This window comes from Vibrio scophthalmi LMG 19158 (genome assembly GCF_000222585.1).
Classification (GTDB): domain Bacteria; phylum Pseudomonadota; class Gammaproteobacteria; order Enterobacterales; family Vibrionaceae; genus Vibrio; species Vibrio scophthalmi.
The window spans coordinates 49874-74121 of the sequence record NZ_AFWE01000196.1; the positions used below are offsets into that span (position 1 = coordinate 49874).

23 protein-coding genes and 2 pseudogenes are annotated in these 24248 nt (G+C 44.5%); 18 read left to right on the plus strand and 7 right to left on the minus strand.

Annotated elements, in window-relative coordinates; genetic code table 11:
- The first annotated feature begins 712 nt into the window (after positions 1–712).
- The 3 genes from RH88_RS16885 (at position 713) to RH88_RS16895 (ending at position 2056) form a co-directional block, all read left to right on the plus strand.
- The gene (locus tag RH88_RS16885; protein ID WP_005598267.1) at positions 713–922 is read left to right on the plus strand and encodes a cold-shock protein; all 210 of its coding nucleotides are present in this window, start codon (positions 713–715) and stop codon (positions 920–922) included.
- Positions 923–987: 65 nt separating this feature from the next.
- A complete protein-coding gene (locus tag RH88_RS16890) occupies positions 988–1524 on the plus strand; it encodes a YaeQ family protein (RefSeq protein ID WP_005598269.1) in 537 nt (178 codons plus the stop codon).
- The gene (locus RH88_RS16895; RefSeq protein WP_005598271.1) at positions 1517–2056 is read left to right on the plus strand and encodes a hypothetical protein; all 540 of its coding nucleotides are present in this window, start codon (positions 1517–1519) and stop codon (positions 2054–2056) included. Before RH88_RS16890 ends, RH88_RS16895 begins: the two co-directional genes overlap by 8 nt.
- Positions 2057–2103: 47 nt before the next feature.
- Here RH88_RS16895 and hmpA read toward each other — a convergent pair whose 3' ends face one another.
- On the minus strand, positions 2104–3264 hold the full coding sequence (gene hmpA / locus RH88_RS16900; RefSeq protein WP_005598273.1) for an NO-inducible flavohemoprotein: 1161 nt from the start codon (positions 3262–3264) through the stop codon (positions 2104–2106).
- A 196-nt stretch (positions 3265–3460) separates the two neighbouring features.
- Between hmpA and norR the strand changes: the two genes are divergently transcribed.
- The 9 genes and pseudogenes from norR (at position 3461) to RH88_RS16945 (ending at position 13130) form a co-directional block, all read left to right on the plus strand.
- Positions 3461–5044: a nitric oxide reductase transcriptional regulator NorR gene (norR, locus tag RH88_RS16905; RefSeq protein WP_005598274.1), complete on the plus strand. Its 1584-nt coding sequence runs from the start codon at positions 3461–3463 to the stop codon at positions 5042–5044.
- Between the two features lie 62 nt (positions 5045–5106).
- Positions 5107–5466: a glutaredoxin family protein gene (locus tag RH88_RS16910; protein ID WP_005598276.1), complete on the plus strand. Its 360-nt coding sequence runs from the start codon at positions 5107–5109 to the stop codon at positions 5464–5466.
- A gap of 51 nt (positions 5467–5517) precedes the next feature.
- Positions 5518–6132 (plus strand): HAD family hydrolase, encoded by a 615-nt coding sequence (locus RH88_RS16915; RefSeq protein WP_005598278.1) that lies wholly within the window; start codon positions 5518–5520, stop codon positions 6130–6132.
- 89 nt (positions 6133–6221) lie between these two features.
- Positions 6222–6842 carry an NAD(P)H-dependent oxidoreductase gene (locus RH88_RS16920; protein ID WP_005598281.1) on the plus strand — a complete coding sequence of 207 codons (621 nt, stop codon included), beginning with the start codon at positions 6222–6224 and terminating at the stop codon, positions 6840–6842.
- A pseudogene (locus RH88_RS16925) lies at positions 6839–8760 on the plus strand (monovalent cation:proton antiporter-2 (CPA2) family protein). Before RH88_RS16920 ends, RH88_RS16925 begins: the two are co-directional and overlap by 4 nt.
- Positions 8761–8882: 122 nt before the next feature.
- Positions 8883–10202 carry an MATE family efflux transporter gene (locus tag RH88_RS16930; RefSeq protein ID WP_005598282.1) on the plus strand — a complete coding sequence of 440 codons (1320 nt, stop codon included), beginning with the start codon at positions 8883–8885 and terminating at the stop codon, positions 10200–10202.
- Between the two features lie 259 nt (positions 10203–10461).
- Positions 10462–11439, plus strand: a complete 978-nt coding sequence (locus RH88_RS16935; RefSeq protein WP_005598284.1) for a DMT family transporter — start codon at positions 10462–10464, stop codon at positions 11437–11439.
- Positions 11440–11497: 58 nt separating this feature from the next.
- On the plus strand, positions 11498–12385 hold the full coding sequence (locus RH88_RS16940) for a DMT family transporter (RefSeq protein WP_005598285.1): 888 nt from the start codon (positions 11498–11500) through the stop codon (positions 12383–12385).
- 130 nt (positions 12386–12515) lie between these two features.
- Positions 12516–13130 (plus strand): glutaredoxin domain-containing protein, encoded by a 615-nt coding sequence (locus RH88_RS16945; RefSeq protein WP_005598287.1) that lies wholly within the window; start codon positions 12516–12518, stop codon positions 13128–13130.
- A gap of 86 nt (positions 13131–13216) precedes the next feature.
- Here RH88_RS16945 and RH88_RS16950 read toward each other — a convergent pair whose 3' ends face one another.
- Both RH88_RS16950 and RH88_RS16955 read right to left on the minus strand, forming a co-directional pair.
- Positions 13217–13567, minus strand: a complete 351-nt coding sequence (locus tag RH88_RS16950; protein ID WP_009385438.1) for a hypothetical protein — start codon at positions 13565–13567, stop codon at positions 13217–13219.
- 114 nt (positions 13568–13681) lie between these two features.
- Positions 13682–14908 (minus strand): multidrug effflux MFS transporter, encoded by a 1227-nt coding sequence (locus RH88_RS16955; RefSeq protein ID WP_005598291.1) that lies wholly within the window; start codon positions 14906–14908, stop codon positions 13682–13684.
- Positions 14909–14973: 65 nt separating this feature from the next.
- Between RH88_RS16955 and RH88_RS16960 the strand changes: the two genes are divergently transcribed.
- Both RH88_RS16960 and RH88_RS16965 read left to right on the plus strand, forming a co-directional pair.
- Positions 14974–15846 (plus strand): LysR family transcriptional regulator, encoded by an 873-nt coding sequence (locus RH88_RS16960; RefSeq protein WP_005598293.1) that lies wholly within the window; start codon positions 14974–14976, stop codon positions 15844–15846.
- A 102-nt stretch (positions 15847–15948) separates the two neighbouring features.
- Entirely contained in the window at positions 15949–17790 is a 1842-nt protein-coding gene (locus tag RH88_RS16965) for a putative bifunctional diguanylate cyclase/phosphodiesterase (protein WP_005598294.1), read from the plus strand.
- A 36-nt stretch (positions 17791–17826) separates the two neighbouring features.
- On the opposite strand, the gene RH88_RS16970 is transcribed toward RH88_RS16965, so the two are convergent.
- Complete coding sequence (locus RH88_RS16970) at positions 17827–18315, minus strand: hypothetical protein (RefSeq protein ID WP_005598296.1); 489 nt, start codon at positions 18313–18315, stop codon at positions 17827–17829.
- 59 nt (positions 18316–18374) lie between these two features.
- Entirely contained in the window at positions 18375–18887 is a 513-nt protein-coding gene (locus RH88_RS16975) for a nicotinate-nicotinamide nucleotide adenylyltransferase (RefSeq protein ID WP_005598297.1), read from the minus strand.
- 102 nt (positions 18888–18989) lie between these two features.
- Here RH88_RS16975 and nadE point away from each other — a divergent pair, with 102 nt between their 5' ends.
- Positions 18990–19817 carry an ammonia-dependent NAD(+) synthetase gene (nadE, locus tag RH88_RS16980; RefSeq protein WP_005598299.1) on the plus strand — a complete coding sequence of 276 codons (828 nt, stop codon included), beginning with the start codon at positions 18990–18992 and terminating at the stop codon, positions 19815–19817.
- A 97-nt stretch (positions 19818–19914) separates the two neighbouring features.
- On the opposite strand, the gene RH88_RS16985 is transcribed toward nadE, so the two are convergent.
- Positions 19915–20586, minus strand: a complete 672-nt coding sequence (locus RH88_RS16985) for a LuxR C-terminal-related transcriptional regulator (RefSeq protein ID WP_005598301.1) — start codon at positions 20584–20586, stop codon at positions 19915–19917.
- A gap of 139 nt (positions 20587–20725) precedes the next feature.
- Positions 20726–21769 carry a S1 family peptidase gene (locus RH88_RS16990; protein WP_005598302.1) on the minus strand — a complete coding sequence of 348 codons (1044 nt, stop codon included), beginning with the start codon at positions 21767–21769 and terminating at the stop codon, positions 20726–20728.
- Between the two features lie 396 nt (positions 21770–22165).
- Here RH88_RS16990 and RH88_RS16995 point away from each other — a divergent pair, with 396 nt between their 5' ends.
- From RH88_RS16995 to RH88_RS23960, 3 genes and pseudogenes are all read left to right on the plus strand, one after another.
- Positions 22166–22648 (plus strand): DUF2850 domain-containing protein, encoded by a 483-nt coding sequence (locus RH88_RS16995; RefSeq protein ID WP_005598303.1) that lies wholly within the window; start codon positions 22166–22168, stop codon positions 22646–22648.
- A 195-nt stretch (positions 22649–22843) separates the two neighbouring features.
- Entirely contained in the window at positions 22844–23941 is a 1098-nt protein-coding gene (locus RH88_RS17000; RefSeq protein WP_005598304.1) for a mechanosensitive ion channel family protein, read from the plus strand.
- A 200-nt stretch (positions 23942–24141) separates the two neighbouring features.
- Positions 24142–24248 (plus strand): annotated as a pseudogene (locus tag RH88_RS23960) (TetR/AcrR family transcriptional regulator); the annotation flags it as partial.

A 24248-nucleotide genomic window follows, 5' to 3' on the forward strand; every position in this document is an offset into this window, starting at 1 on the left:
CCCCATAGATAAGTGGTTAAAAGCATCCTTCCATAAATGCAAACTCATTTTGCGGGTATTTTCTCAGGTAGAATTTTAATTTCAAGTGACTTTTTGAGCACTTTTCGCAGTAAAAATCTAATCCATAGCAGATGTAAATCAATGGTTAAAAAAGCAACTCTCTTATTTTGTTCGATTAAAGTATCTTAGCCATTAAATAATGAAAAAGAGAGGTTTTGCTAACATTTCCGCAACAGAAAAATAATTTTAATTTCTTGTCATATTTGTGATATCCCCCACTGACACATCATGTCCAAATAACCCGCAATTACTGATCGCCTTTTAGTCAGTCATCAAAATAAAATCCCGTCAATGAATGTTACCCGAGCTTACTTGGGCCATGCTTATTTATCTCAACTAAAGGGAAATCACGAAACCAATAATTAATTTTAAAAACATCATGTTGCAACAATGACAAGGCGTAAAATCCGTCATTTTAATACAGATTTGAAAATACGATATTTAGTTCAAAACATTGGCCGAAGTCACTGGAAATGTAGTTGACTTCAATCGGTTAAACCTTAGACTACTTATTAGCTAGAAAACGGTTCTTGGCTAGACGCGTTTCGTTGGAATTCATGGACTTCTATCGTTACGTCGTGCGCAATAGCAGTCTCCTTTTCCACGCTATCCGTGCCCTTAGGCTTATTTAAGATATACGAAGGAAAGACACATGTCAGATACAGTGACTGGTACAGTTAAGTGGTTCAACGAAACTAAAGGTTTCGGTTTCATCAAACAAGAAAACGGCCCAGACGTTTTTGCACACTTCAGTGCAATTACTGGTGACGGTTTCCGTACCCTAGCTGAAGGCCAGCCAGTAGAATTTACTATCTCGCAAGGTCAAAAAGGCCCACAAGCTGAGAACATCAAAGTTCTTTAACTTGTTGCCAAAATAGATTGTAATAGCCAGCTCATTTAGCTGGCTTTTTTATTGGCGACTCATACATGGCTCTAAAACCAACAATCTACAAGTTTCGTATTTCCCTTTCAGATACCAACCGTGATTATTACGATTCACTCTCTTGCACTATCGCTCTTCATCCGTCAGAAACCACTAGTCGCATGATGGCTCGCGTATTGGCTTACTGTTTGAATGCCAAACCTGAATTGCAATTTACCAAAGGTCTCTCTTCAATTGAAGAGCCTGACCTGTGGTTAAAAGCGTTAGATGGAACTATCGAAGAGTGGATCGAAGTGGGTGAGCCAGCCGTCGATCGAGTAAAAAAATCAACCCGCTTAGCAAAGCATGTACAAATCTACGCATTCAACAGCAAAGCGGACGTATGGTGGAATCAATCTAAAAGTAAGCTGAATGCGCTACCAGCGACCATTCATTGTTTTGATGGCGCTGCAATTGAAGCACTAGCTGCCGATGTAGAGCGAGGCATGGAGCTGTCAGTGATGATCACCGGTAACAGCTTATTTGTCGATGGCAAAACCTCACACGAAGTGACTTGGGAAACACTACAAAGCCATGAGTAATCTGGCTCAAGCACTGATCAATATTGGTGCAGATCAACTTGAACACGTCAGCAGTGACTCTGTGGAATGGCAAGCCTTTTGCCAGCACAATGAATCATTATTTAATCGAGTTCAACTTGCTAAACCCGAGCAAGCATTCACTCATCACTTGTTGGGTATTTTGACGAAAGCTCATATTGAAGCTTTAAGTCGTGTCGAGCAGCAGCGTGATTCTGTCGAGGCGATGAATCAAGCCATAGAAAAGAATGTGGGCGCCGAACACCATAGCCGCTTTCGATATCAAGAAGGCGAGCAGCTGCTAGTCATTACGCATCTGTGGCTTTATGTACAGGGCTATCTGGGGATGGACTTTAGCCTTGCTAATGACCATGCGCAAAGTAGCGTGCAAGCCCTGATAACAATGCAGGGGGGCGATAGCCAAGCGCTTCGCAGCCAGTTGATGGCCAGCTTTTATCAAGGTAAAGCGCATACCGCGACTAGCCAGCAGCAAAGCCATTGCATCATTCAATGGTTAAAAAGCCTATTCAAATAAGCAAAAAGCTCCCTTGGGAGCTTTTTGCTTTATCAGACGAATGCGAATTACAAATAACGATGAGGGCCAAATACCTCATAGTGGATCTGTTCTCTCGGCACCTCCAATGCCTCAAGCTGTTGTACAGCATGCTCCATAAACGCTAGTGGTCCACACAGATAAAATTCACCATCACTCACCGGAATTTTCTCGGCAATTGACGCCAGATCCATCATGCCATCCTGATCGCGATACCACACCTTTTGTTGCCACTGGTTGGCCTCAATAAGCTGTGCACTTTCCACGCGAAATGTATGTTGATCGGCGTCTTCACAGGCATAGAAATAGCTTACATTGACCTTTTTCTGTTGTGATAATGTATGCGCCATTGCTTGAATCGGCGTCGCACCAACTCCTGCTGCAATCAACACCACAGGTTTCTCTGTGGGTTGGTAAAAGAAGTCACCTGCGGGTGGATACAAGGTCACGGAATCACCCACTTCTAACTCATCATGGAGATAATGGGAAACCAGCCCTTTGTGTTCATCACCTTCGCGCTTTACTGAAATACGGTAACTGATTCCGTTTGGCGCTTGTGATAGTGAGTACTGACGAATCTCAGTATTCTCGCTACTGCTTGGCTTCACTTCAATACCCAAGTATTGACCGGCAAGGTAATTGAGCACCGGTTTATCATCTGCTGGTCGCAGTTCAAAACTGGTGACTCGCTGTGACTCAGGCGTTTTACGATCGATGATAAACTCACGCCCTTCACGCCAACCGCCCGCACCTTGCGCATTCAGTTGGTAGATTTGCTCCTCACGCTCAATAAATATATTGGCGAGGAAGAGATACGCCTGTGTCCACGCTTCTTCTACCTCAGTGGTAAACGCATCTGACGCTAACTCACGTAGCGTCTCAATCAAATGATGGCCAACAATCTGATAATGCTGCGGCTGAATATTAAAGCTGGTGTGCTTATGAGCAATACGCTCCACAGCTTGAGAGAGTGCAGCTAGGTTGTCGATATTTTTCGCATACGCCGCGACGGCCTCAAACAAAGCGACGCTTTGACGGCCCGTTTGCTGATGCGTCATATTAAATATGTCTTTTAGCTCCGGGTTATGGAGAAACATGCGTTGATAGAAATGCTGCGTCAGCGCTGGGCCCGCGGTTTCTAATAAAGGGATGGTGCTTTTAACAACCGCTATATGATGATCATTGAGCATAAGAGCTTTCTCCTAATTATTATTTTTAGTGCATTCAAGATGCACCACATAGAGAGCACGAACCATGCCAAGACACAATCACTTGTAATTACCTGATTTAATTGAATTTACAACATAAAAATAAGTCAATAAGACATACTTGAAATATGTCATTTAGACACTACAATAGTGAAATAACTTTTTTAGAGCTGATGTTATGCAAGAAATATCTGTTTCCACCTTGCTCGATATGACAGCAGGGCTCGCAAGCGCACACAATGCACAAGATAGATTCAATCGCCTGCTCGATGCGATACGTCGAGTCATCCAATGTGATTGTATCGCGTTACTCGGTTTACACGGTGACACTTTAACCCCTTTGGCGATTCAAGGTGTGACTCGAGATACTTTAGGCCGCCGATTTAAAGTGAGTGATCACCCTCGCTTTGATCAGATCTGTCAAGCGCAAGGTGTGGTGATATTTGATGCGGACTCGCCTCTACCCGATCCTTTTGATGGCCTGCTTATCGATTATGATGGTGATTTACCAATGCATGCCTGCATGGGCTTACCTTTGCATTATTCCGATCAATTGCTCGGAATTTTGACCTTTGATAGTTTGACTCCCAATATCTTCGACACCATTCCACGTCGCAGCCTCGAAGCGCTATCAGCGATTGTGGCATCGCATCTCAAAGTTGCCCTCACTGTTTCTCAGTTAGAACAGCAGGCAAAACGAACCCAGCAGAAATTAGAAGAGTTGAACCTTGAAGCATGGGAACGAGAAGGAGGGGAAATCATTGGGGAAAGTCCACTGATTAACGCTCTTAAAACAGACATCTCGGTTGTGGCGCCTTCCGACTTCACTATTTTAATTCACGGTGAAACCGGCGTAGGTAAAGAGTTGGTCGCACGCAGTTTGCATCATCAATCAAATCGCCGCCAACAGCCCTTAATCTACGTGAACTGTGCAGCCATCCCTGAAAGCTTGTTAGAGAGTGAGCTCTTTGGTCATGTGAAAGGGGCATTTACCGGTGCAGATAAAACACGCTTAGGTAAATTTGCGCTTGCAGACGGCGGCACACTATTTCTCGATGAAATCGGTGAACTTAGCCTTAGCGCTCAAAGTAAACTACTACGTGCATTGCAAAACCAAGAAATTCAACCCGTTGGGCAAGACCAAGTCCAAAGTATTGATGTGCGCGTACTGGCAGCGACCAATCGTGAATTGAAGCGAGAAGTAGAGCAAGGTCGATTTCGCGCCGATTTGTATCACCGACTCACGGTGTACCCAATCACCGTTCCCCCTCTTCGCGAGCGTGAAAGAGACGTTGAACTGCTCGCCGGCTATTTTCTTGAGCATGCGCGTAAAAAACTTAGCATCGTGCAACTAAAACTGACCAGCGAAGCCCTATTTCAACTTTCTCGCTATGACTGGCCTGGCAACGTTCGTGAATTAGAACATGTGATCAATCGCGCCGCGTTAAAAGCTCGAGCCAAGGGTTTATCAGACAATACCGTTAGTGTCTCTGCCAGTGACCTAAACCTGACCGATATCCCTGATATGCCCGAGATCAAACAAGAGCAACCACATCAGCACTCAATCTCTATTGATGCTACGCAAGGACTACGCCAAGCCACTGACCAATACCAGACACAACTGATTATTCAAGCGCTCACGCAAAGCAATTTCAACTGGGCAAATGCGGCGCGGCAACTGCAGCTTGACCGAGCCAATTTAGTCCGCTTGGCCAAGCGACTCGGCATCAACGTCACCAAGAAGCACAAAATTGATTATTAATGCTTGTTGAGTGTTGGCAAGTTGTTACAATAAAAGGGTAATTTAGTTCATCAAGGGTTATCATGAAAGTTATTCGTTGGTTGTTAGGTCGGCTTATTTTGCTGGGCAATTTTGTATTTTCACCGCGCGGAATCAAGCGCACCGCAGAGCAACAAAAGCAAATCGATGAAAAAGCTGCGAAGCTTGCTCTATACCAATTCGAAGCATGCCCTTTCTGCGTTAAAGTTCGTCGTGCCATGAAGCGTCAATCGGTCAACATTGAGCTGCGCGATGCCAAAAGCAACGCTCAACATCGTCAAGAATTAGAAACTGGCGGTGGTAAAGTAAAAGTGCCTTGCTTGAGAATTGAAGATCAGCAAGGCGTACAATGGTTATATGAATCATCCGACATCGTTACATACCTAGAAAAAGAATTCGCCTAATTGCAGCACCCCTCACTGATTGAGGGGTGTTTTGTTTTTGGAGTTATAATTATGGATAGAGTTAACGTCGTACCCTTTAACGCCAAGCGTCTACGCGCCATCGTGTTTGACTTAGACAATACCCTTGTTAGCTCCAATATGGATTTTAAATGGCTGCGAAGCCAAGTTGGCTGCCCACAACATCTTGACCTACTTAGCTATACCAACAGTATTAATTGCCCTAATCAACGCGCCATCGCTCAGCAACAAATTCTCAACCATGAAATCAACGATGCCCAACAGTCACACACTATGCCGGGCTGTCGTTACTTACTCAATTTTATCGAACATCAAGCGCTGCATACTGCGATTATTACTCGCAATTGCCTGCAAGCTGCTCAACTCAAAGTCATCCATAATCAACTGAATATCACTCGAATTATTAGCCGTGAACATTATCCGCCCAAGCCTTCACCGCAGTCATTACTCGCCCTTGCGGACGATTGGCAGATTACAGCGGATGAACTGTTGTATGTAGGTGATCATCTTTATGATTTAGAAGCGGCGGCAAACGCTCAAATGCCATCATGTTTGGTCACCCACGGCCAATCCTCGGTATTTTCGGATAGCGCATCGGTGGTCGTTGAACAGCTAAATGACCTCGTACAGTTGCTTGAGCAGCGCTAAAGCGCAACAATAGTGTTCAAAACATTTAAAAAGATGTTCAAAATTAACTCATTAGAATAATAAACGACTACCGCCAATAGGATGCCAACATGCCAAAAAATAAAGTGCTTGTCCTGTACGCTCATCCATCTCAACACCGCTCTGAGGTCAATCAACCTCTGTTCAATGTTGCTCAAAATACCGAAGGGGTCACCTGCGTCGACCTTTATTACGAATATCCAAGTTACAACATCAATATTGATCGTGAACAGCAGCGTTTGATGGATCACGATGTGATCATTTTCCAATTCCCTCTCTATTGGTATTCCACCCCTGCGATGCTCAAAGAGTGGCAAGATTTAGTGCTTGAATATGGTTTCGCTTATGGCAGCCAAGGCACTGCGCTTAACGGTAAGCATTTCATGTGCGCACTGTCAGCCGGAGGCAAAGCCGACGCTTATCAAACCAAAGGCTATAATCACTTTACCATTCGAGAACTCCTCTATCCGATGGAGCAAATGGCCGCACTAACTGGCATGAAATATATGGCCCCGCTTGCTTTATTTGGTGCGCGCACAGCCAAAGAAGAGGGACGAATTACCCAGCACGAACAACGTTGGAAACGGCTGCTCACAGCGTTAGTCAACGACCGATTCGACTACAAACGAGCTTACGAAGTAGAAAAATTGAATCACCACTTAGACGAGCTCATTTTAGGAGATAACGCATGACCGGATATTTTCTGCAAGCTTTCATCTATCTCGTCGCAGCCGTCATTGCGGTGCCAATTGCAAAACGTCTCGGCTTAGGCTCAGTGCTGGGTTATTTGATCGCTGGTGTGGTTATCGGCCCAATCATTGGTTTAGTGGGCGAAGAGACCACAACCATTCAACACTTCGCCGAATTTGGCGTCGTGATGATGCTATTTCTCGTCGGTCTTGAACTTGAGCCGAAAATGCTTTGGGGGATGCGAAACCGACTATTAGGTTTAGGTGGATTACAGGTTGGTGTCACCGCGGCACTGGTGATGGGGATTGCCATGTTCTTCAACCAAACATGGACTGTTGCTCTCGCCATCGGCTTGATCTTTGCGCTCTCTTCTACTGCGATTGTCTTACAAACCTTTAACGAGAAAGGGTTAAGCCGTACCGAAGGCGGCCAGAATGCATTTTCTGTTTTGTTGTTCCAAGATATTGCCGTGATCCCAATGCTGGCGTTTATTCCATTACTGGCACTACCAGAACTGGTTCAGCAGGCTCAGGCGATGGCATCAACGGCTGCAGAGCATCATGAAGAATTAAGCCTTGTCGCAGGCCTACCTGGCTGGGCATACGCCTTAGTGATCGTCGCTTCAATTAGTGGATTGGTCGTCGGCGGGCATTATCTGAGTCGGCCGTTATTTCGTTTTGTTGCCAGCTCAGGTCTGCGGGAGATATTTACCGCAACCGCCCTGATGTTGGTGGTCGGTATTGCGGCTTTAATGAGTTTGATCGGCTTATCTCCCGCACTTGGTGCTTTCCTTGCTGGGTCGTTTTGGCCAACAGTGAGTTTCGCCACGAGCTAGAGTCCAATATTGATCCGTTTAAAGGGTTACTACTTGGGTTGTTTTTCATCACCGTTGGCGCGGGGATCAATTTCGCGATCTTATTTGATGACTTCTTCCTCATCGTCGGCCTCACGCTCGGCGTAATGTTACTCAAAGCCGTTGTACTGTTTGTGCTGGCCTTTTGTTTTAGGATCCGCCAAAGCAATCGCTGGTTATTTACATTAAGTTTGGCTCAAGCCGGTGAATTTGGCTTTGTATTACTCAGCTTCACCACGCAAAACCATGTTATTCCGCTCGAGTTAGCGCAAACACTTTCTTTGGTTGTCGCGCTCTCGATGTTCTTAACCCCGGGCCTGTTTATCCTATTTGATAAGGTTATTCTGCCGCGCTACGAGCAGGCTTCTAATCAGGGAGAAGCTGACGAAATTGATGAAAAAGGCACCGTAATCATCGCGGGCATTGGCCGATTTGGTCAAATCGTCAACCGCCTGCTGGTCGCCAATGGCGTTAAAACCGTGGTGTTGGATCACCAAGCAGATCAAGTGGATGTGGTTCGTCAGATTAATACTAAAGCGTTCTTTGGCGACGCGACACGCCCCGATTTATTGCACACAGCGGGCATAGAGGAAGCGGCTATGATTGTTGTCGCCATTGACAATCGTGATGCCTCCCTTGCGTTAGTGAAATACATTAAGCACACCTACCCTAATGTGACGATTCTCGCTCGTGCTTTTGACCGCGGTGATGGCTACCTGCTTCGTCAAGCCGGTGCGGACGTAATTGAATCTGAAACTTACCATTCAGCCTTAGAGTTGGGTGCGCATGCTTTGCGTGAACTAGGCCAACACCCGTTCTTAGTTGAGCAGCAAAAAGCCAGCTACAAGCGAGTAGAAGATAAAAAATCGGACGCCTTGTACCAAGCTTGGTTGGATGATTCGGATAATGAGCGCTTCGACAACAACTATCGACAACTGTTCATGCACTTGGAAGAGCAGATCAAACTCGCGATTACCACTGACCGAGCAGATAAACACAACAATGATGAGCGAGGCTGGACGCCTCCACCAAAAGGCTATGATGACGACTTTAAAGAAAATGTTTAAAGAGTTTCAAGCAAGCGCCGCTCGATTTCATCGTTCAATCAAGTAAACTAGTCTTTACTAACCTAATAAAGCTGAGCCTGTCTCAGCTTTATTTTTATTTCCAATCCAGTAGTGGTTACACCATGCATTCTAACGATCTTGGCAAACAACTGTTTTCTATGACTTGGCCAATGTTATTTGGCGTACTCTCTTTAATGAGTTTCCAACTGGTTGACAGTGCGTTTATCGGCCAGCTAGGTATTTTACCTCTGGCAGCGCAAGGTTTTACCCTACCGATCCAAATGATCATCATCGGCCTTCAAGTGGGGTTAGGTATCGCAACCACGGCCGTGATTGCCAGAGCCATTGGCGCAAACCAACAGCGCTATGCACAACAGCTCGGCGGGTTGGTTGTTGCGCTTGGCTCCGTCGGTGTTGCTATTTTCTGTGTACTTCTCTATTTGATCCGCGAACCAATCTTATTAATGCTCAGCGCGCCACAAAGCGTCTTTACCATTATCGATAGCTATTGGCTTTATTGGTTAGTCAGCTCATGGACTGGCGCGTTGCTCTACTTTTTCTACAGTGTTTGCCGAGCCAACGGCAATACTATGCTGCCTGGGAGCATGATGGTAGTCACGAGCTTACTTAACCTCGCTCTCGACCCGCTGTTCATTTTCACTTTCGACATGGGCATTAATGGCGCTGCGTTGGCAACCATAATTGCATTCGGCTTAGGCATTTTGTTCGTCGCTCCTAAGGTAGTGAAAAAGCAATGGATGAGTTTCGATTGGCACGATCTAAATGTGGCTAAGAGTCTTGCATCTATTGGAAATATCATGGGGCCTGCGATGGTCAGTCAACTATTGCCACCACTCTCTTCCATGCTCGCCACCAAATTGCTCGCAAGCTTCGGTACAGCAGCGGTCGCAGCTTGGGCGCTAGGATCTCGTTTTGAGTTTTTTGCTATTGTCTCAGTACTGGCCTTAACCATGTCGATGCCGCCAATGGTCGGCCGCCTATTAGGTGCTAACAAACTAGAAGAAATTCGTCAATTGGTGTTTCTGGCCTGCAAATACGTTCTCGGCTTTCAGGTTGTTGTCGCCGCAATCACGTGGTTCAGCGCTGATTTTCTTACGACTGTGATGACCAGCGATCATCAGGTGAAGCAAATCCTCATGTGGCATTTAATGATTGTCCCTTTAAGTTTAGGTCCTTTAGGGATCTGCATGTTGATGGTATCTATCAATAATGCACTTGGAAAATCCTACACCGCCCTGACGATTTCAGTACTAAGGTTATTTGTGTTTTTCCTACCTTGCTTATGGATCGGCTCAATACTCGGTGGTATTGAAGGCATTTTTTGGGGCGCCTTCATTGGCAATATTGGCGCGGGATTCAGCGCTTGGTTGATGTATCAAAAAGCCTTTAAACAAGTCTCTTGCAAACTAAGTATCAAATAAGTTGCATTATAGTTGCACACTCGTTAGTCTAAATTTTCACCCGATAGGAATAGTATTAAATGCAACTTAGTCTTACTTACTCTACTTTTCGTCAGATAAGCAGCCCATTGTTAACACAACAATGGCTCCTCCTCCTGAATGCCCGTAGCCGGTAGGTAATACTCTGTCTGGCTGCGAATTTTGCAGCCAGATCGCATCACTCGTAGCCTTGTTATTTTTGATTACTTATCAATTTTTATAACGGTAAGGATACGATCCCATGAGCGATACCAGTGAGTCTACTCGCGAATCAAAAGCAAGGTCCGTTGCGACAAGCACGACCAATACGCCATCCCACCATTTGTCAGCGTTTTCGTCCCAATATCAGACTGGACTTCTGTTTGCTTTAGTCGGTTGTGTCCTTTTTTCACTCAAACCGATTTTTGTCAAACTCGCTTATCAAGCGGGCGGCGATGCCACTTCAATCATGGCTTTGCGGGCCTTTAGCTCGTTGCCTTTCTACCTTGTGACTTTGGTTTTTCTGTGCCGTAAGCAGACTACGCGTATAAAATTGCGTTCTCATGGCTTTAAAGCGGCGATGATTGGCGTTTTGGGCTATTACATGGCCAGCTTTCTTGATATTTCCGCATTATCTTATATTTCAGCCCAACTAGAACGCTTGCTTATCTTCTTATTCCCTTCTTTTGTTGTGCTGATCAGCTGGGTCATCCATAGGCAGCCACCAACACGAACCATCATTGCGGCAACCTTCGTTGGCTATGCTGGAACCGCGCTAATCTTAGCGCAGGACTTACAAACTCTTGGAAGTTCGGTGGGTTTGGGGGCGCTGCTTGCCGTTAGCTCAGCGTTTGTATTTGCTATTTATCTGGTTGCTAGCAAGCCGCTGATAGGGGCTTTAGGGAGTTCCTTGTTTACCAGTGTCGGTATGGGCTGTGCGGGTATAGCGATCCTAATTCATCTTTATTTCAATGGCGCCGATATTCGTACTTGGTCAGTGGAGCTAATAAGTATTGGCGTCGCTCTGGGACTATTTTGTACAGTGTTGCCTTCTTACTTTGTCGCCGCAGCGATGGCGCGTCTCTCGCCGACCGAGTTGAGCTTAACTAATAACCTGGGCCCCGCCATCACCGCGGCAGGTGCGGTGCTGATTTTAGGAGAATTATTCACCGTTTGGCACGCAATCGGTATGGGCTTAGTCATATTCTCTGTTGTCATGATAAATCGGACAAAAAAGTAAGGTAAGCCTGTTAAGAAAGTCGTATGATTCAGCCATCTTTTTCGAGTACCTAATTTTTATGAGTCACAATCATCACCCAATCCAAGGCGCAAGTTGGATGCTTACTGCGGGACTATCCTTCGCGATCGTCAATAGCCTTGCACAAGTCGCCAGTATCAATTTTGGCTTATCGTCAACGACCGTTGCCTTGATCCAATACGCCATCGCATTGGTCGCGATTTTGCCTTACTTAAAAACGTTAGGTATTCGTCAATCTCTTAAAACAGACAAGCTTGGTTTACATATTTTCCGCGTATTTTTATCGGTGATTGGTATTCAACTGTGGCTGTGGGCACTTGCTTATCCTGTGCCTATTTGGCAAGGCATCGCGTTATTGATGACCTCGCCTCTGTTCGCCACTATTGGCTCAGGTCTTTTGCTCAAAGAAAACGTTGGCGCTGCTCGTTGGGGAGCCACCATTACCGGTTTCATTGGTGCAATGATCATCCTTGAGCCGTGGGGCGACGACTTTAACTGGGCAACATTGTTACCTGTTGGTGCCGCCTTCTTTTGGGCTTGCTACTCTTTGATGGTGAAAAAACTCTCTGCGAACGATTCACCCTCGACAATGGTGGTCTATTTGCTGATTTTAATTACGCCATTTAACATCTTACTCGCACTGCCTGATTGGCAAATGCCAAGTGGTCTTAATGTATGGCTGATTTTGATCGCTGCCGGCATCGCCACAGCACTCGCGCAGTGGGCAATTGTAAAAGCGTACGCGGTAGCTGATGCCTCTTTTGTTCAGCCGTTTGACCACGCTAAACTACCACTGAATGTGTTAGCTGGCTGGGTTGTGTTTGGTTGGGTACCACCAGGTCGTTTATGGCTAGGCGCGTTTATCATCATCGCCTCCGTTGCCTTTATTACCCAATGGGAAAGTAAGAAATTTCGTAAAAAACGTTGAGTTGTTGAAATTAATCTTCCCTTTCACCGTTCTTAATAACTGAAATGGTTTGGGTTTCCTTCTACGCTTAAACAAAGGCGCTGAAACAAAGACGCTTTCCCAACCGCTTGGCTCAATTCGGGAGAAGATAATGACACAACCAATTAAAATAACGCTCTATCGCTGGGCGGGTAGCTGGGGACCTTTTAAGGTCAACATTCCGTGTGGGGAATGCACCCTGACAAAAGATATCTTACAAGATACTTTTAACAATGAATTGGCGGGTATTCCGATTGAGCTAGAAATGAAAGATTGGTTATCTCATTGGTGGGAGCCACTCAAACTCGGTTCATGGCATGCACCAATTTTAGTGGTTGAAGGCAAGGTCGTCAGCCAAGGTGAAGCCTTAAACCGCGGTGTATTGATTCAATCCGTAATTGAACAATGGACCAAGCGCGATACCTTAAAAGGGAATATTGTTTATGGTAAAGCGACCTGCCCATATTGTGTGAAAGCGAAAAAGCTACTCGATGAAGCAGGCATCCAGTATCAATACTATGATGTGGTGAAAGACAGTGCAGCACTGTACCGCATGATCCCGGAAGTAAAAGCGATTATCGGTCTAAAAACACCTGTCACTGTGCCGCAAATTTGGCTCGATGGTCATTACATTGGTGGTGCGGATAATCTACAAGCGTGGATTGAGGAAAAAGGACTCAATACAGTGCCTGACAATGTCATCAATCTTGAAGCAAACCAAGGTTAAGCCTCACTTTCACAGATCTGAATCTTCAAAATAAAAAGCCCCAGCACATCACATGCTGGGGCTTTTACATTCAATGATACGCGGAATTAGCTACGTTTAGGCTGTAGGTAAGTTTTACCTGCTGCTTGATAGGTATCTTTGCGTTTTACTTCAAACATGGCATCGAAGAACCAAGCAACAAAGCGAATCACTTCGTCGCCTTCATTCATCACATGCTCTACGAACTCTTGTTCTTCGCCTTGCTCATCTTCGTGAGTCGTTACATGGTAAATGCGCTTTTCACCATCGACTTCAGCCAAAGAGAACTGACCAGCAAGTGACGCAGCCGCTTCTGCAACTTCTTGATCTTCACTGGCTTTTAAAATTGCTAATGCTTGTGGCAAAGCTTCTTGCTGACTGGCTGCTTTGACCAGTTCTTCAAACTCTTTATGTTCCATAATGTCACCCAATGGTGTTGATAACGCGAATGGCGGGCATTGTAACCTCATGCGCTCATTTTGGCGATATTCAGTTCTCGTATTCCATAACCTTATGCAATGACAACAAACGATCTACGCCTGTTGTTCTGTATAGAATATAGATTTTTGAGACATTAATACTGCCGCCATTACCACCGCTATCAATAGGTAGAATAGCCCTAATCCAATTTGAGTATGCACCCAGTACTGCACCAAGTAGCCGCCAAATATACCTGATATGCCCATCTGAACCGATCCAGATAACGCAGATACCGCCCCAGCTTGTTTCTTATGTGGCTCAAGCAACATACTAATGGAGATTGGAAATGACATCCCTTGAGCAAAGCTGAGCCAACTAAACGCCCAGACTAAGTGGAATAGTGTCATTTCAAAACTGAGCAACCAAAGCCCTGATAACGCAATGATAGTGATCGCAATAGCGAGTAGTTGAGAACGACTTAAAAAACGGTTCAACACGTTGAGCGCCAAACTACCACACATAAGCCCCACAGAAGGCACGATCATGATCGAACCATACTGCGCCGCAGATAAACCTAAGTTTTGTTGCAAAATAAACGGTAAGACAGACAACGAAACGAGCGAGGCTAGATAGCTTAACCAATTGTAACTGGCGCTGGAGATCACTTGTCGATTGGTCATCAAGCGACGATAGTTTTTCATCACAGCCAGCAAATTGAAACGACTCGCCTCATAGGGCAGAGTTTCCGGTAGGATAAAAATACCGAGTAAATAAATTGCAGCTAAATAAATGAAAACAAAAATGAATACCGCTTGCCAACCAAACTGATAGGTAATCCAACCACCCAATACTGGGGCAAAAATGGGGATCACTGAAGCTGTGACCGAAATATAGGCAAAGGCTTTGGTTAGGTGCGCACCATCGTAGCTATCACGCAGTACACTTCGCCCCAATACCGAAGCACTCCCCGACCCTAAGCCTTGCAACAGACGGCCAAATGCTAACCAGTATAGATTGTCGATAAACAGTAAGCAGACGATCGTGCCGAGCAAATAGATCCCCTGCCCAAAAATGAAAACCGGCCGGCGGCCAATTGCGTCCGAGAGCGGCCCATAAAAGAGCTGTGAGCCACCAAAACCAACTAAAAATAGGGTAACTAACAGCTGAACATCAGCTTGATCGACTGATAGCGATTGGCTGATGTGAGGCAGTGCAGGTAAATAAATGGACACGCCTACTTGGCCGGTCGCGATGATCATCATCGCCAGCAATAGTGGGATTTTATTAAAAGGGGAAGTTTGCTTGCTTTTCATGCGATTGAGTTTAAATTGTAAACTCATAAATGATAATACTCTAAAAAGGAAACTAATTAGTTCCTATGGAGATTTAATAATAAGGTCATACCATGGACTGGCTACAGAACGTAAAAAGCTACATTTTGGTCGTAGATGAGGGCAGCTTCAACGGCGCAGCGAGGCGTTTAAACACCACCAGCTCAGCTGTGAGTAAGCGCATTCATTGGCTTGAAGAGCGTATTGGCGTGCAACTTCTAAAACGTACCACGCGCTCAGTCTCACAAACTGAAGCAGGCGCGCTGTTTTACGAACGCGCAAAAGTACAATTAGACGGTTGGCAATCGATTGTTGATGAAACGCGCTCCATTGACCAATCTCCTGCAGGGCTTCTCAAGATTGGAGCGACGCTTGCGGTGGGTTCGAAATTTCTTGTCCAATATCTGGATGATTTTCTCTCTCTCTACCCTGATATTCGAATCCAGCTAACCACCACCACTCCAGGGCAACTACCAGCACTCAGCTTAGATCTGTTCATTAGCCGTGAAATTGAACAATTAAATTCTCTGAGCTTTATCGCTACCCGTCTTTTTGAACACAAAGCCGGATTTTACGCTTCACCCCTCTATCTCGGTCGTCATGGTGAGCCAAAAACGGCGCAAGATTTGAGCTTACACAATATGCTCAATTGGGGAGAAAACCCGCAGCGTGAGGTGAAGCTCTCAAAGGGGCAACGAATTCTGCTCTCGGGCAACTTTGCCACCACCAACCCAGAGGCGCTCTTCTATGCAGCTAAAGCTGGAATGGGCATATTGCTAACCAACGATGTCATGATCAAAGAAGAACTCAAACTCGGCACGTTAAAACGTATCCTACCTGACATCACCGCCGATGAGGCAACGGTCTATGCTTATCATCCTAAGTTAGATTACAAAAATACCCGAACTCAATTGTTTCTCGATTACTTAAAATCACGCCTAGCCTAAATTGATACGCCTTATTTGCAAACATATGCGCCATGTACCATATTTAACGATGCGAACTCTGTCAATAAGTGACCAGAATCACACAAATAAGGAGCATTCGTCATGGCTAAGGATAACAAACCCGACGTAATTAACATTGATGAACTCAACCAAATTATGGCACTTGATGGACCAGAACTACTCCATCGGGTCACATTGACATTGCATAAAGCATTTAACAGCCAATGTTGTTGTGTCATCGAAATAGACAAGGTGAACTTTACTGCGCATACCCTCTCCTTTGCCTGCGAAAAACAGATCCAACAACAGTTTAGCTATTCTTTGGCGGGAACACCTTGTGATGTTGTTAGTAAATCAGACAAACTCTTTTATTTGTTTGAACAAGGTGTTTCAAAGCAGTTTCCACAAGACACTTACCTGATTGATAACGGCGTCGAGGCCTATCTAGGCGTTCCGTTACGTAATCGTGCTGGTGATATCTTGGGCATCCTGCTTTCTACTTTCACCAAGCAAACCATTCACAATCAAAATCTGATTGATAGCCATCTATTATTTGCCAACATTATCGTTCACAGCTTGAGATCAAAATGGCTTTCTGCTCGCTCCGACACGCTGGTTCATCAACTCAGCCACGAAGTCTCTCACGACAATCTCACCGGACTACTCAATCGCAGTTACTTGTCTAATTCGCTCGAACATATCATCGAAACACGAGCTGAGCCTTTAACACTCGCCTATATCGACATTGACAATTTCAAATCGATCAACGATCTATACGGCAACTACATTGGCGACCAAGTGATTAAATTTGTCGCAAGAGCCGTTGAATTTGCGGTCCCGGAAGACCATCAAGCCTACCGTATCGCAGGGGACGAGTTCGCATTTGTCACCTTCTCTAGCGACCCATTGGCCATCTGCCAAACCTTGATTTCACGCTTAAATGAAGGCTATGTTGACCCATCACATACGATTAAAATTAGTGTCAGCATTGGTCTTGCTCGCACCTCTGACCAACGATTGACTTCAGACCAATTGATATTAAATGCCTCACTGGCCTTAAAAGATTGCAAGCAAACTCGCAACAGCAAAGTGCAAAGCTACGATACCCACCTCAGTGCTCAGTATTACCGTCGTACCATGGTGATTGACGCTCTGCGCAACGAACTTGATCGAACCTCTAGTAAAGGCGGGGAAATTTATGTCGCAGTGCAACCTATCGTTTCATTAAATTCGCCGACGTGGGATTATTTTGAAGTACTGGCTCGCTGGAACAGCGAAACGCTTGGCGTGGTCTCACCAATGGAGTTTATTGAAGCTGCAGAACAGTCCGGTTTGATCATTGAATTGGGTGAGCGTATCGTTGAATTGGCTTGTCATGCAAAATGGGAATTAGAGAAAGGCCTCGGTTATAAAGTTCGCCTTAGCCTGAATTGCTCAGCTCACGAACTGAGTGACTCCTCGCGCTATATGCGCCATCTTACAACCACCATTTCACGCTTTCACTTCGAGCCGAGAGAATTCACCATAGAGCTCACTGAAACAGTGCTGCTATCGCAAACCAATGAAGTCCGATACATATTAGATAAACTTCGCAATCAGGGGTTTACTATTGCTCTTGACGATTTCGGTACGGGTTACTCAAGCTTAAATTACATCCATAGCTACCCTATCGATACGATTAAGATCGATGCGACTTTCATTAAAAATATGCTGTGTAACGAAACAGCTGAACACGTTGTTTGTTTAATAGTACAACTTGCACAACAGCTTGAAGTGAATTTAGTGGCAGAAGGGGTTGAAAGTGAAGACGCGCTACAAAAGCTCAGTGATATGGGGTGTACACAAATACAAGGTTATTACTTCTCGAAACCTGAGATCCCGCTCAATATTATCAGCTACTACTCAAATCTGTGTTTAATGCAACCAAAGACTATTTCTAATTAGCTGCCTATGTTGCAATAGGAGAGAAATAAAGTGCCACTAAAACGGCACTTCAATTTGCATCATGACATTATCTTGATCTTCGTCGTGCCAAAGATAGTCGAGTCTAAACCGAGGCTGACCAATGGTTTTATCACCAAAACCAACGCTAAACATTAGACCGTGATTCATTAACCACTCTTCCGTGGTCTGTTCATCACCTTGAAGAACATTATCTTGAGGAGACCACCATCCCACACCAAAATAGTTATCTGCGAAGTTTTGCGTTAACACCGGATTGGATTCGGTTTTCAACACCCAATCAGACCAATAGTTGGATTGGTTATATTTTTCCTTCACCAGCAATAGGGGGGTAGTTATTTGATTTACTGGATAAACGCTCTCCCCAAGCATGGGAGAACACAGCTCACGATCGAGATCGTGTGTTGTTGAGTCAGCTCCAATACTGACTCCTTGGTTATTTTCAATGCAAGCGTAAGCAGAAGCTGAAAACAGACCAAAAACAAGCAAAACGCTTTTCTTAGCCATAAGCACCTCAATACATTCACCTCGTCTTGATTAACTGATGAACAATACTGATAGATAAGTTAGTAATAGTTATTTTCAACTAACATAGCGCAAACATTTGGGGTTGTTAAGTGATTAATTTTCTTTCCATCTGCCAACAAAGTGCGAATGTCGGTACTGCGAATCGCAACCTTCTCTGGGCATGCCATGACCGACCAACGACGAACGATTTCTTCCGCGTTATAGAACTTAGCAAAATTGAAAAAATTGTCAGGCCCGATCACGAACGTAAGTTCAGCTGTAGGGTTTTCAACTTGCAATGCCTCAAGTACGGCATAGGTCGTTACCGATGATTGTGCTCGATCCAATAATGTTTCTTCAATCGTGCAGCGCTCGACATTCGTCATATTCAAATCGACGATAAAAGCATCGACCAATTGAATTCGTAACGCATAATCCAGCATCTCTTTTCCCCAAGCATGCGCGATGCTTGGAAGCAGTAAAACACGGTCGAAATGCGAGAGTGATTCTATAACACTCTTGTGACCTAAACTGGGTGGGTTGAATGCGCTGCCAAATACGGCGATTTTCATAATTTTTACCTTGAATGGGCGGAAATCCGTGTTCTCGGTTTTCTATTTATTGGTTTTAGGTATGATACTACGATAAACAACCTTGCTGCAGGAAGAAAACTAATGGAACAGTTGATTCGCGATGAAATGCGCGTCTTACCATCGATTGACCCTCATTTTGAAATCACCCGTCGCGTCGATTTTATCAAACGTAAATTAACAGATTCTGGCTGCAAAGCGCTGGTTCTCGGTATCAGTGGCGGCGTAGACTCCACGACCTGTGGCCGACTTGCCCAAATTGCGGTGGATGAGCTAAATGACCAGAGCGGTGGCGGCTATCAATTTGTTGCAGTGAGATTGCCTTATGGCGAGCAAAAGGATGAAGACGAAGCGCAACTTGCTCTACAATTCATCCAACCAAGCCACTCCGTTTCCGTCAACATTAAAGAAGGCGCAGATGGCCTGCATGCCGCCTCTCTGGTTGGTCTTGAAAATACGGGGCTGATCCCACAAGATCCTGCTAAAGTAGACTTCATCAAAGGCAATGTAAAAGCGCGTGCACGCATGATTGCCCAGTACGAAATTGCCGGTTTTGTTGGTGGCTTAGTGCTTGGTACGGATCATTCAGCGGAGAACATCACCGGTTTCTATACCAAGTTTGGTGATGGTGCTTGCGATCTCGCGCCTCTGTTTGGTTTGAATAAACGTCAAGTCCGTGAAGTTGCCGCCACGCTCGGTGCTCCTGAGCAGTTAGTTAAGAAAGTACCGACTGCCGATTTAGAAGAACTCGCACCACAAAAAGCCGATGAAGATGCGTTGAACCTGACTTATGAGCAGATTGACGACTTCTTGGAAGGCAAAACCGTTTCTCAGGAAGCCTCTGATCGTCTCGTACACATATATCGCACGACGCAACATAAACGTCAGCCTATTCCGACCATTTACGACTAACGCTAAATTAAGGCTAAGCGAAAGCAAGTGCGACGATTTTTAGCCAGGTAAACAAAAAGGGAGCCGCTGGCTCCCTTCTTTCATCCCAAGTAACATTCTACACGCGCTCTTCCAAGGCGATATTGTTGTTTGCCCATAGCAACGCCTGTAGTCGATTCTTAGCGTTTATTTTCTTAAAGATATTGTGCAAGTGTGTTTTAACGGTGTTCTCACTGACAAACAGCTCATCGGCAATTTGGAGGTTAGATGCCCCATGACCTAACAAACGCATGATCTCTTTCTCACGTTTGGTTAAGTTGGCATACACTTGCGATGTCGTTACCGTATTCGCACAACGGAAATGTTCGATATAATCTTGTGCGACCTTACGTGATAACCACATCTCATCTTGCATGACTTTTTCCATACCTTTAAGCAGCAGGCTAATGTCATCTTCAACATAAAACACACCAACAAGATTACGCCATTTAAACAATTGCGATGATGCGACCTCTTTCGGACAATTGATCACGATCTCTTTCGCATTACTATTGGCCGACAGCCGAGCTTGATTATAGATTTCAAAATTAGAATCATTGAGATAATTAAAATCAATCAATACATAGTCACCGAGCAACGAATTATTGCTCTCAACTCCAACGCTCAAGTCGTCAAGAGAAACTAAACGCACCTCTAACTCAATGCCACGCTCTAATGAATCCTTAAACAACTTCGACTGCATGCTGATGTCAGATAACAAGGTAATGTTATAGGTACTGTTGGCGCTCATATTCGTTTCTCCACACTATGCTCTGGCTTTTATAATGTAAAACTATCGTTTAGAAACAAATAGTCAACATTAACCCAGTTCACACTTCTTCAGATATGAATAATTTAAGCAACAATTTCATCAGGTTACGACGATCATCTTAATTTTGAGAACGTAGGTAATTACTTGAACAACTCATATGCACACGCCTGCAATGTCGCATAAGCGATATAAACAAAAGTCCTAACAAAGAAATGACAGAAACATTTCCTCCGGAGCTATCCGAACTTGTCGGCGAAATGGCTGTTGGCGAAGATGGATCAACCAAAACGCGCTGTCCATTTTGAACTTGGATGTAATAAGTGGGTGACACATTGCCCGTAATAACATTGTCTATCCATGATTTGTAATCATAGACATCCGTAAACACCGACGTCACAGCTTTGGTTATATCGCCACACCTCTCAAAACCAAAACTGGCAACCCCAACTTGAATCCTCGGTCCCGTTCCATTCTCTTGATAATACACTGGCCCACCAGAATCTCCTGAGCAGATAGAACCTTTATCAGCGCCGTCATCAACACCATCAAAACAGATCTGTTTATCGGAAATATTTGTCCCCAACGCAGCAATACAAGTAGCATTATCGATATAGGTTAACTCGACTTCTTGCAAGTTCGGGCTATTTGCAGCTGGGACTTCAAGATAATCATTTTTACCGTGCCCCACAGCAACAAAGCGATCTGCCACGGTAAAGCCACGATTCTTAGAAAAATTGAGGCTCGAATATAAATCCCCACTTCCAATAGAACGATCAAGTTTTAAAATTGCAATGTCATCCGGCCAAAGAATATCTCGTTCGTTTTCGAATCCATTTGGAATATAGTATTCAATCACACGAGGATAAGTTAATGGCGCATAGTTATTTTCATTTTGTAAGCTAGCGGCGACAGTGATATGAGGTAATTGAGAAGAATCAGCCGCCACACAATGAGCAGCCGTTAATACATAGTAGTCATTTATAATCGTCGCACCGCAAAAACTTCTGGTCGAATATTGGCGATCATCTTCATAAAACAGACTCGCAAAACTCGGGAAATCTCCGACATTCGCATCAGAACCATTCACAATATAGGTACTAATATCGCTGGTATGAGCTGCTGCAGAGAAACTGAGTAAGCTTACCATCACTGCCTTTCTCATCTACTTCATCCTTGGTCTATCTCTATCGTGTACAACTCTATTTATACGAATCAAACTATCCTATTGTTCGTAATTCACGCGGTAACACATCATTTTAAAACAACAAAAAACCACGCGTAATAAACAAATCGTACACCAAAAACGCACAATTATGTAGCAATTCTATGTACTTCAGCTCCTAGCACATTACCTTTGAGTACAGCTAACACACTTGGGTATTGGCTTTTTTCCTACAATGATTCTTCTATTGCGCCTCAAGGTGCTTCACAAATCACACCATTAGTTTGCGCTCAATATCTAAGTTTATCTGATCAAGATTGCGTTCATGGGCAAACTCTTTCAAGCTTTGACATTAACATGCAATCCATGCCTTAAGTTGTTTTAGGAGTCGTTGTCGTGGTCGTGTATTCCTCAAAAGGTCGATTTAAATCTCGAACAATAGCGAATTTATCCTTTGTTCAATCGCTGTTTATTGCCTTTTGCTTGGCGATTCTAGCCACCTTTTCAGCAGCCATTTATTACAGTTACCTTGACTATATTAATCCGCATAATGTCCATGGCCGATGGATTGAAATCGGCACAGCCAATTACAATCAAGATACGCTAGAGTTAAATTCAACGGGCGTTTTTCGGAATCAACGGCTGATCGCGACTCAGTTTGAATTTGATGGCAGCAAGATTTTCGTATCTACCGGTGCTGGCGTTTCAATTTACCAGCTTGCTGGTACATTCAACTCCCCTCAATTACGCCGCTTACAGCCAAATAGTCCGACTCAACGTTTTATAAAACAGGGGTTTGAACACACTGTCGATATGGAAGGAGGAGGGATAGCAAAGCGTCGTCGTGCAGCTCTTGCAGAACATTTCAGCGAAAAATGATCGGCACGTTTACAACCGGAGCTTTTTCTTAACGGCACCATTTTCGTGGTTATCGCTTGCGTATATACTTGGCCACAACTTACACCCGATTTTTTGTAGGCATTAAGTTATTACTAGAATCGGCTTGTCTTACCCATTCAACAACGGATCACGTTGGGGTGATACAACACTTATTAACAATAAAGAAATCACTAAATGAATCAACTGAACCAGCTCTTGCCGACTGATTGGGCTTCCTTTTCTAACCAACTCGATACCAATGTATTGTTTATTACTATCGCAAGCTTTGTGGCCTGGATTATTTGGCGCATCCTCTATGGCCGACTTGAAGTCTTGGTTAGCCGCACCGCCTTTCATTGGGATGATTTAACACTGAGCGCGCTTAAAACACCTATTAGTACACTGATTTGGTGTTGGCCTGCCACGATTTCACTGGGGTTTTTATTGCAAACCCATATGGGATCTAAGCTAAATTGGCTCAGTACCCTAAAACTCATTTTAGTCATTGGTATCTTTGTCTGGATAACGATGCGCCTTATCAATAATGTTGAAGAGTTTGTATTAAACAAAAAGAATCGCGATGAAACTACCGTGCAAGCAGTCGCAAAAGTTGCCCGCTTGTTCTTTATTGTAATTGGCGGGCTCACGGTAATGCAGGCGTTTGGTCTGAGTTTATCCGGCCTATTAACGTTTGGTGGTGTCGGTGGCTTGATTGTCGGTTTGGCGGCCAAAGATCTCCTTTCGAACTTCTTTGGTGGCATGATGATCTATTTTGATCGTCCATTTAAAGTTGGCGATTGGATCCGCTCACCAGATCGCCAAATCGAAGGGACTGTTGAACGTATTGGCTGGCGCATGACCATTATCCGCACTTTTGACAAACGTCCAATCTATGTACCTAACTCCGTGTTTAGCAACATCGTGGTCGAAAATCCTTCGCGCATGCTTAATCGCCGAATCAACGAAACCATTGGTATCCGTTATGATGACAGTGCAAAAGTCGCACTCATTGTAAACGACATAAAAAGCATGTTAGAGACGCATCCCGATATTGATGCCAACCAAACACTCATCGTCAATTTCAATGCTTTTGGCCCCTCTTCGCTTGATTTGTTGGTTTATACCTTTACCAAGACAGTAAACTGGATTCGGTACCATGAAGTGAAACAAGATGTTCTGCTCAAGATCATGACGATAATCCATCAACATGATGCCGATATCGCCTACCCAACCCAGACATTAAAAATCGACCCAGTGCATGCGGGTGAAATTCCACAAATTATTACCCAGTAGAGTCTTTAAGCGGGGGGGAATTAGCAAACTTTTGCTAACTCCCCGTAAACATCTCCTCGTGTAGTAGAGCATCACCATTAGATGATTTAGAGTTTCGTGATTGATACGCTACCCGACAAAGTAAACGTTAGTGTATACTTCTGTTTCAATCTAATAGAAGTACTCACTTTCGTGTGCTTTTGGTTATGTAGAATTGACTCATGATAAAAAGAAGCGACATTAAGCAAGACGATATCATTAAATCTGCTATTACGGTTTTTTCGCAAAAAGGCTTTAAGCAAGCCAGCATGGAAGGAATAGCGAAAGA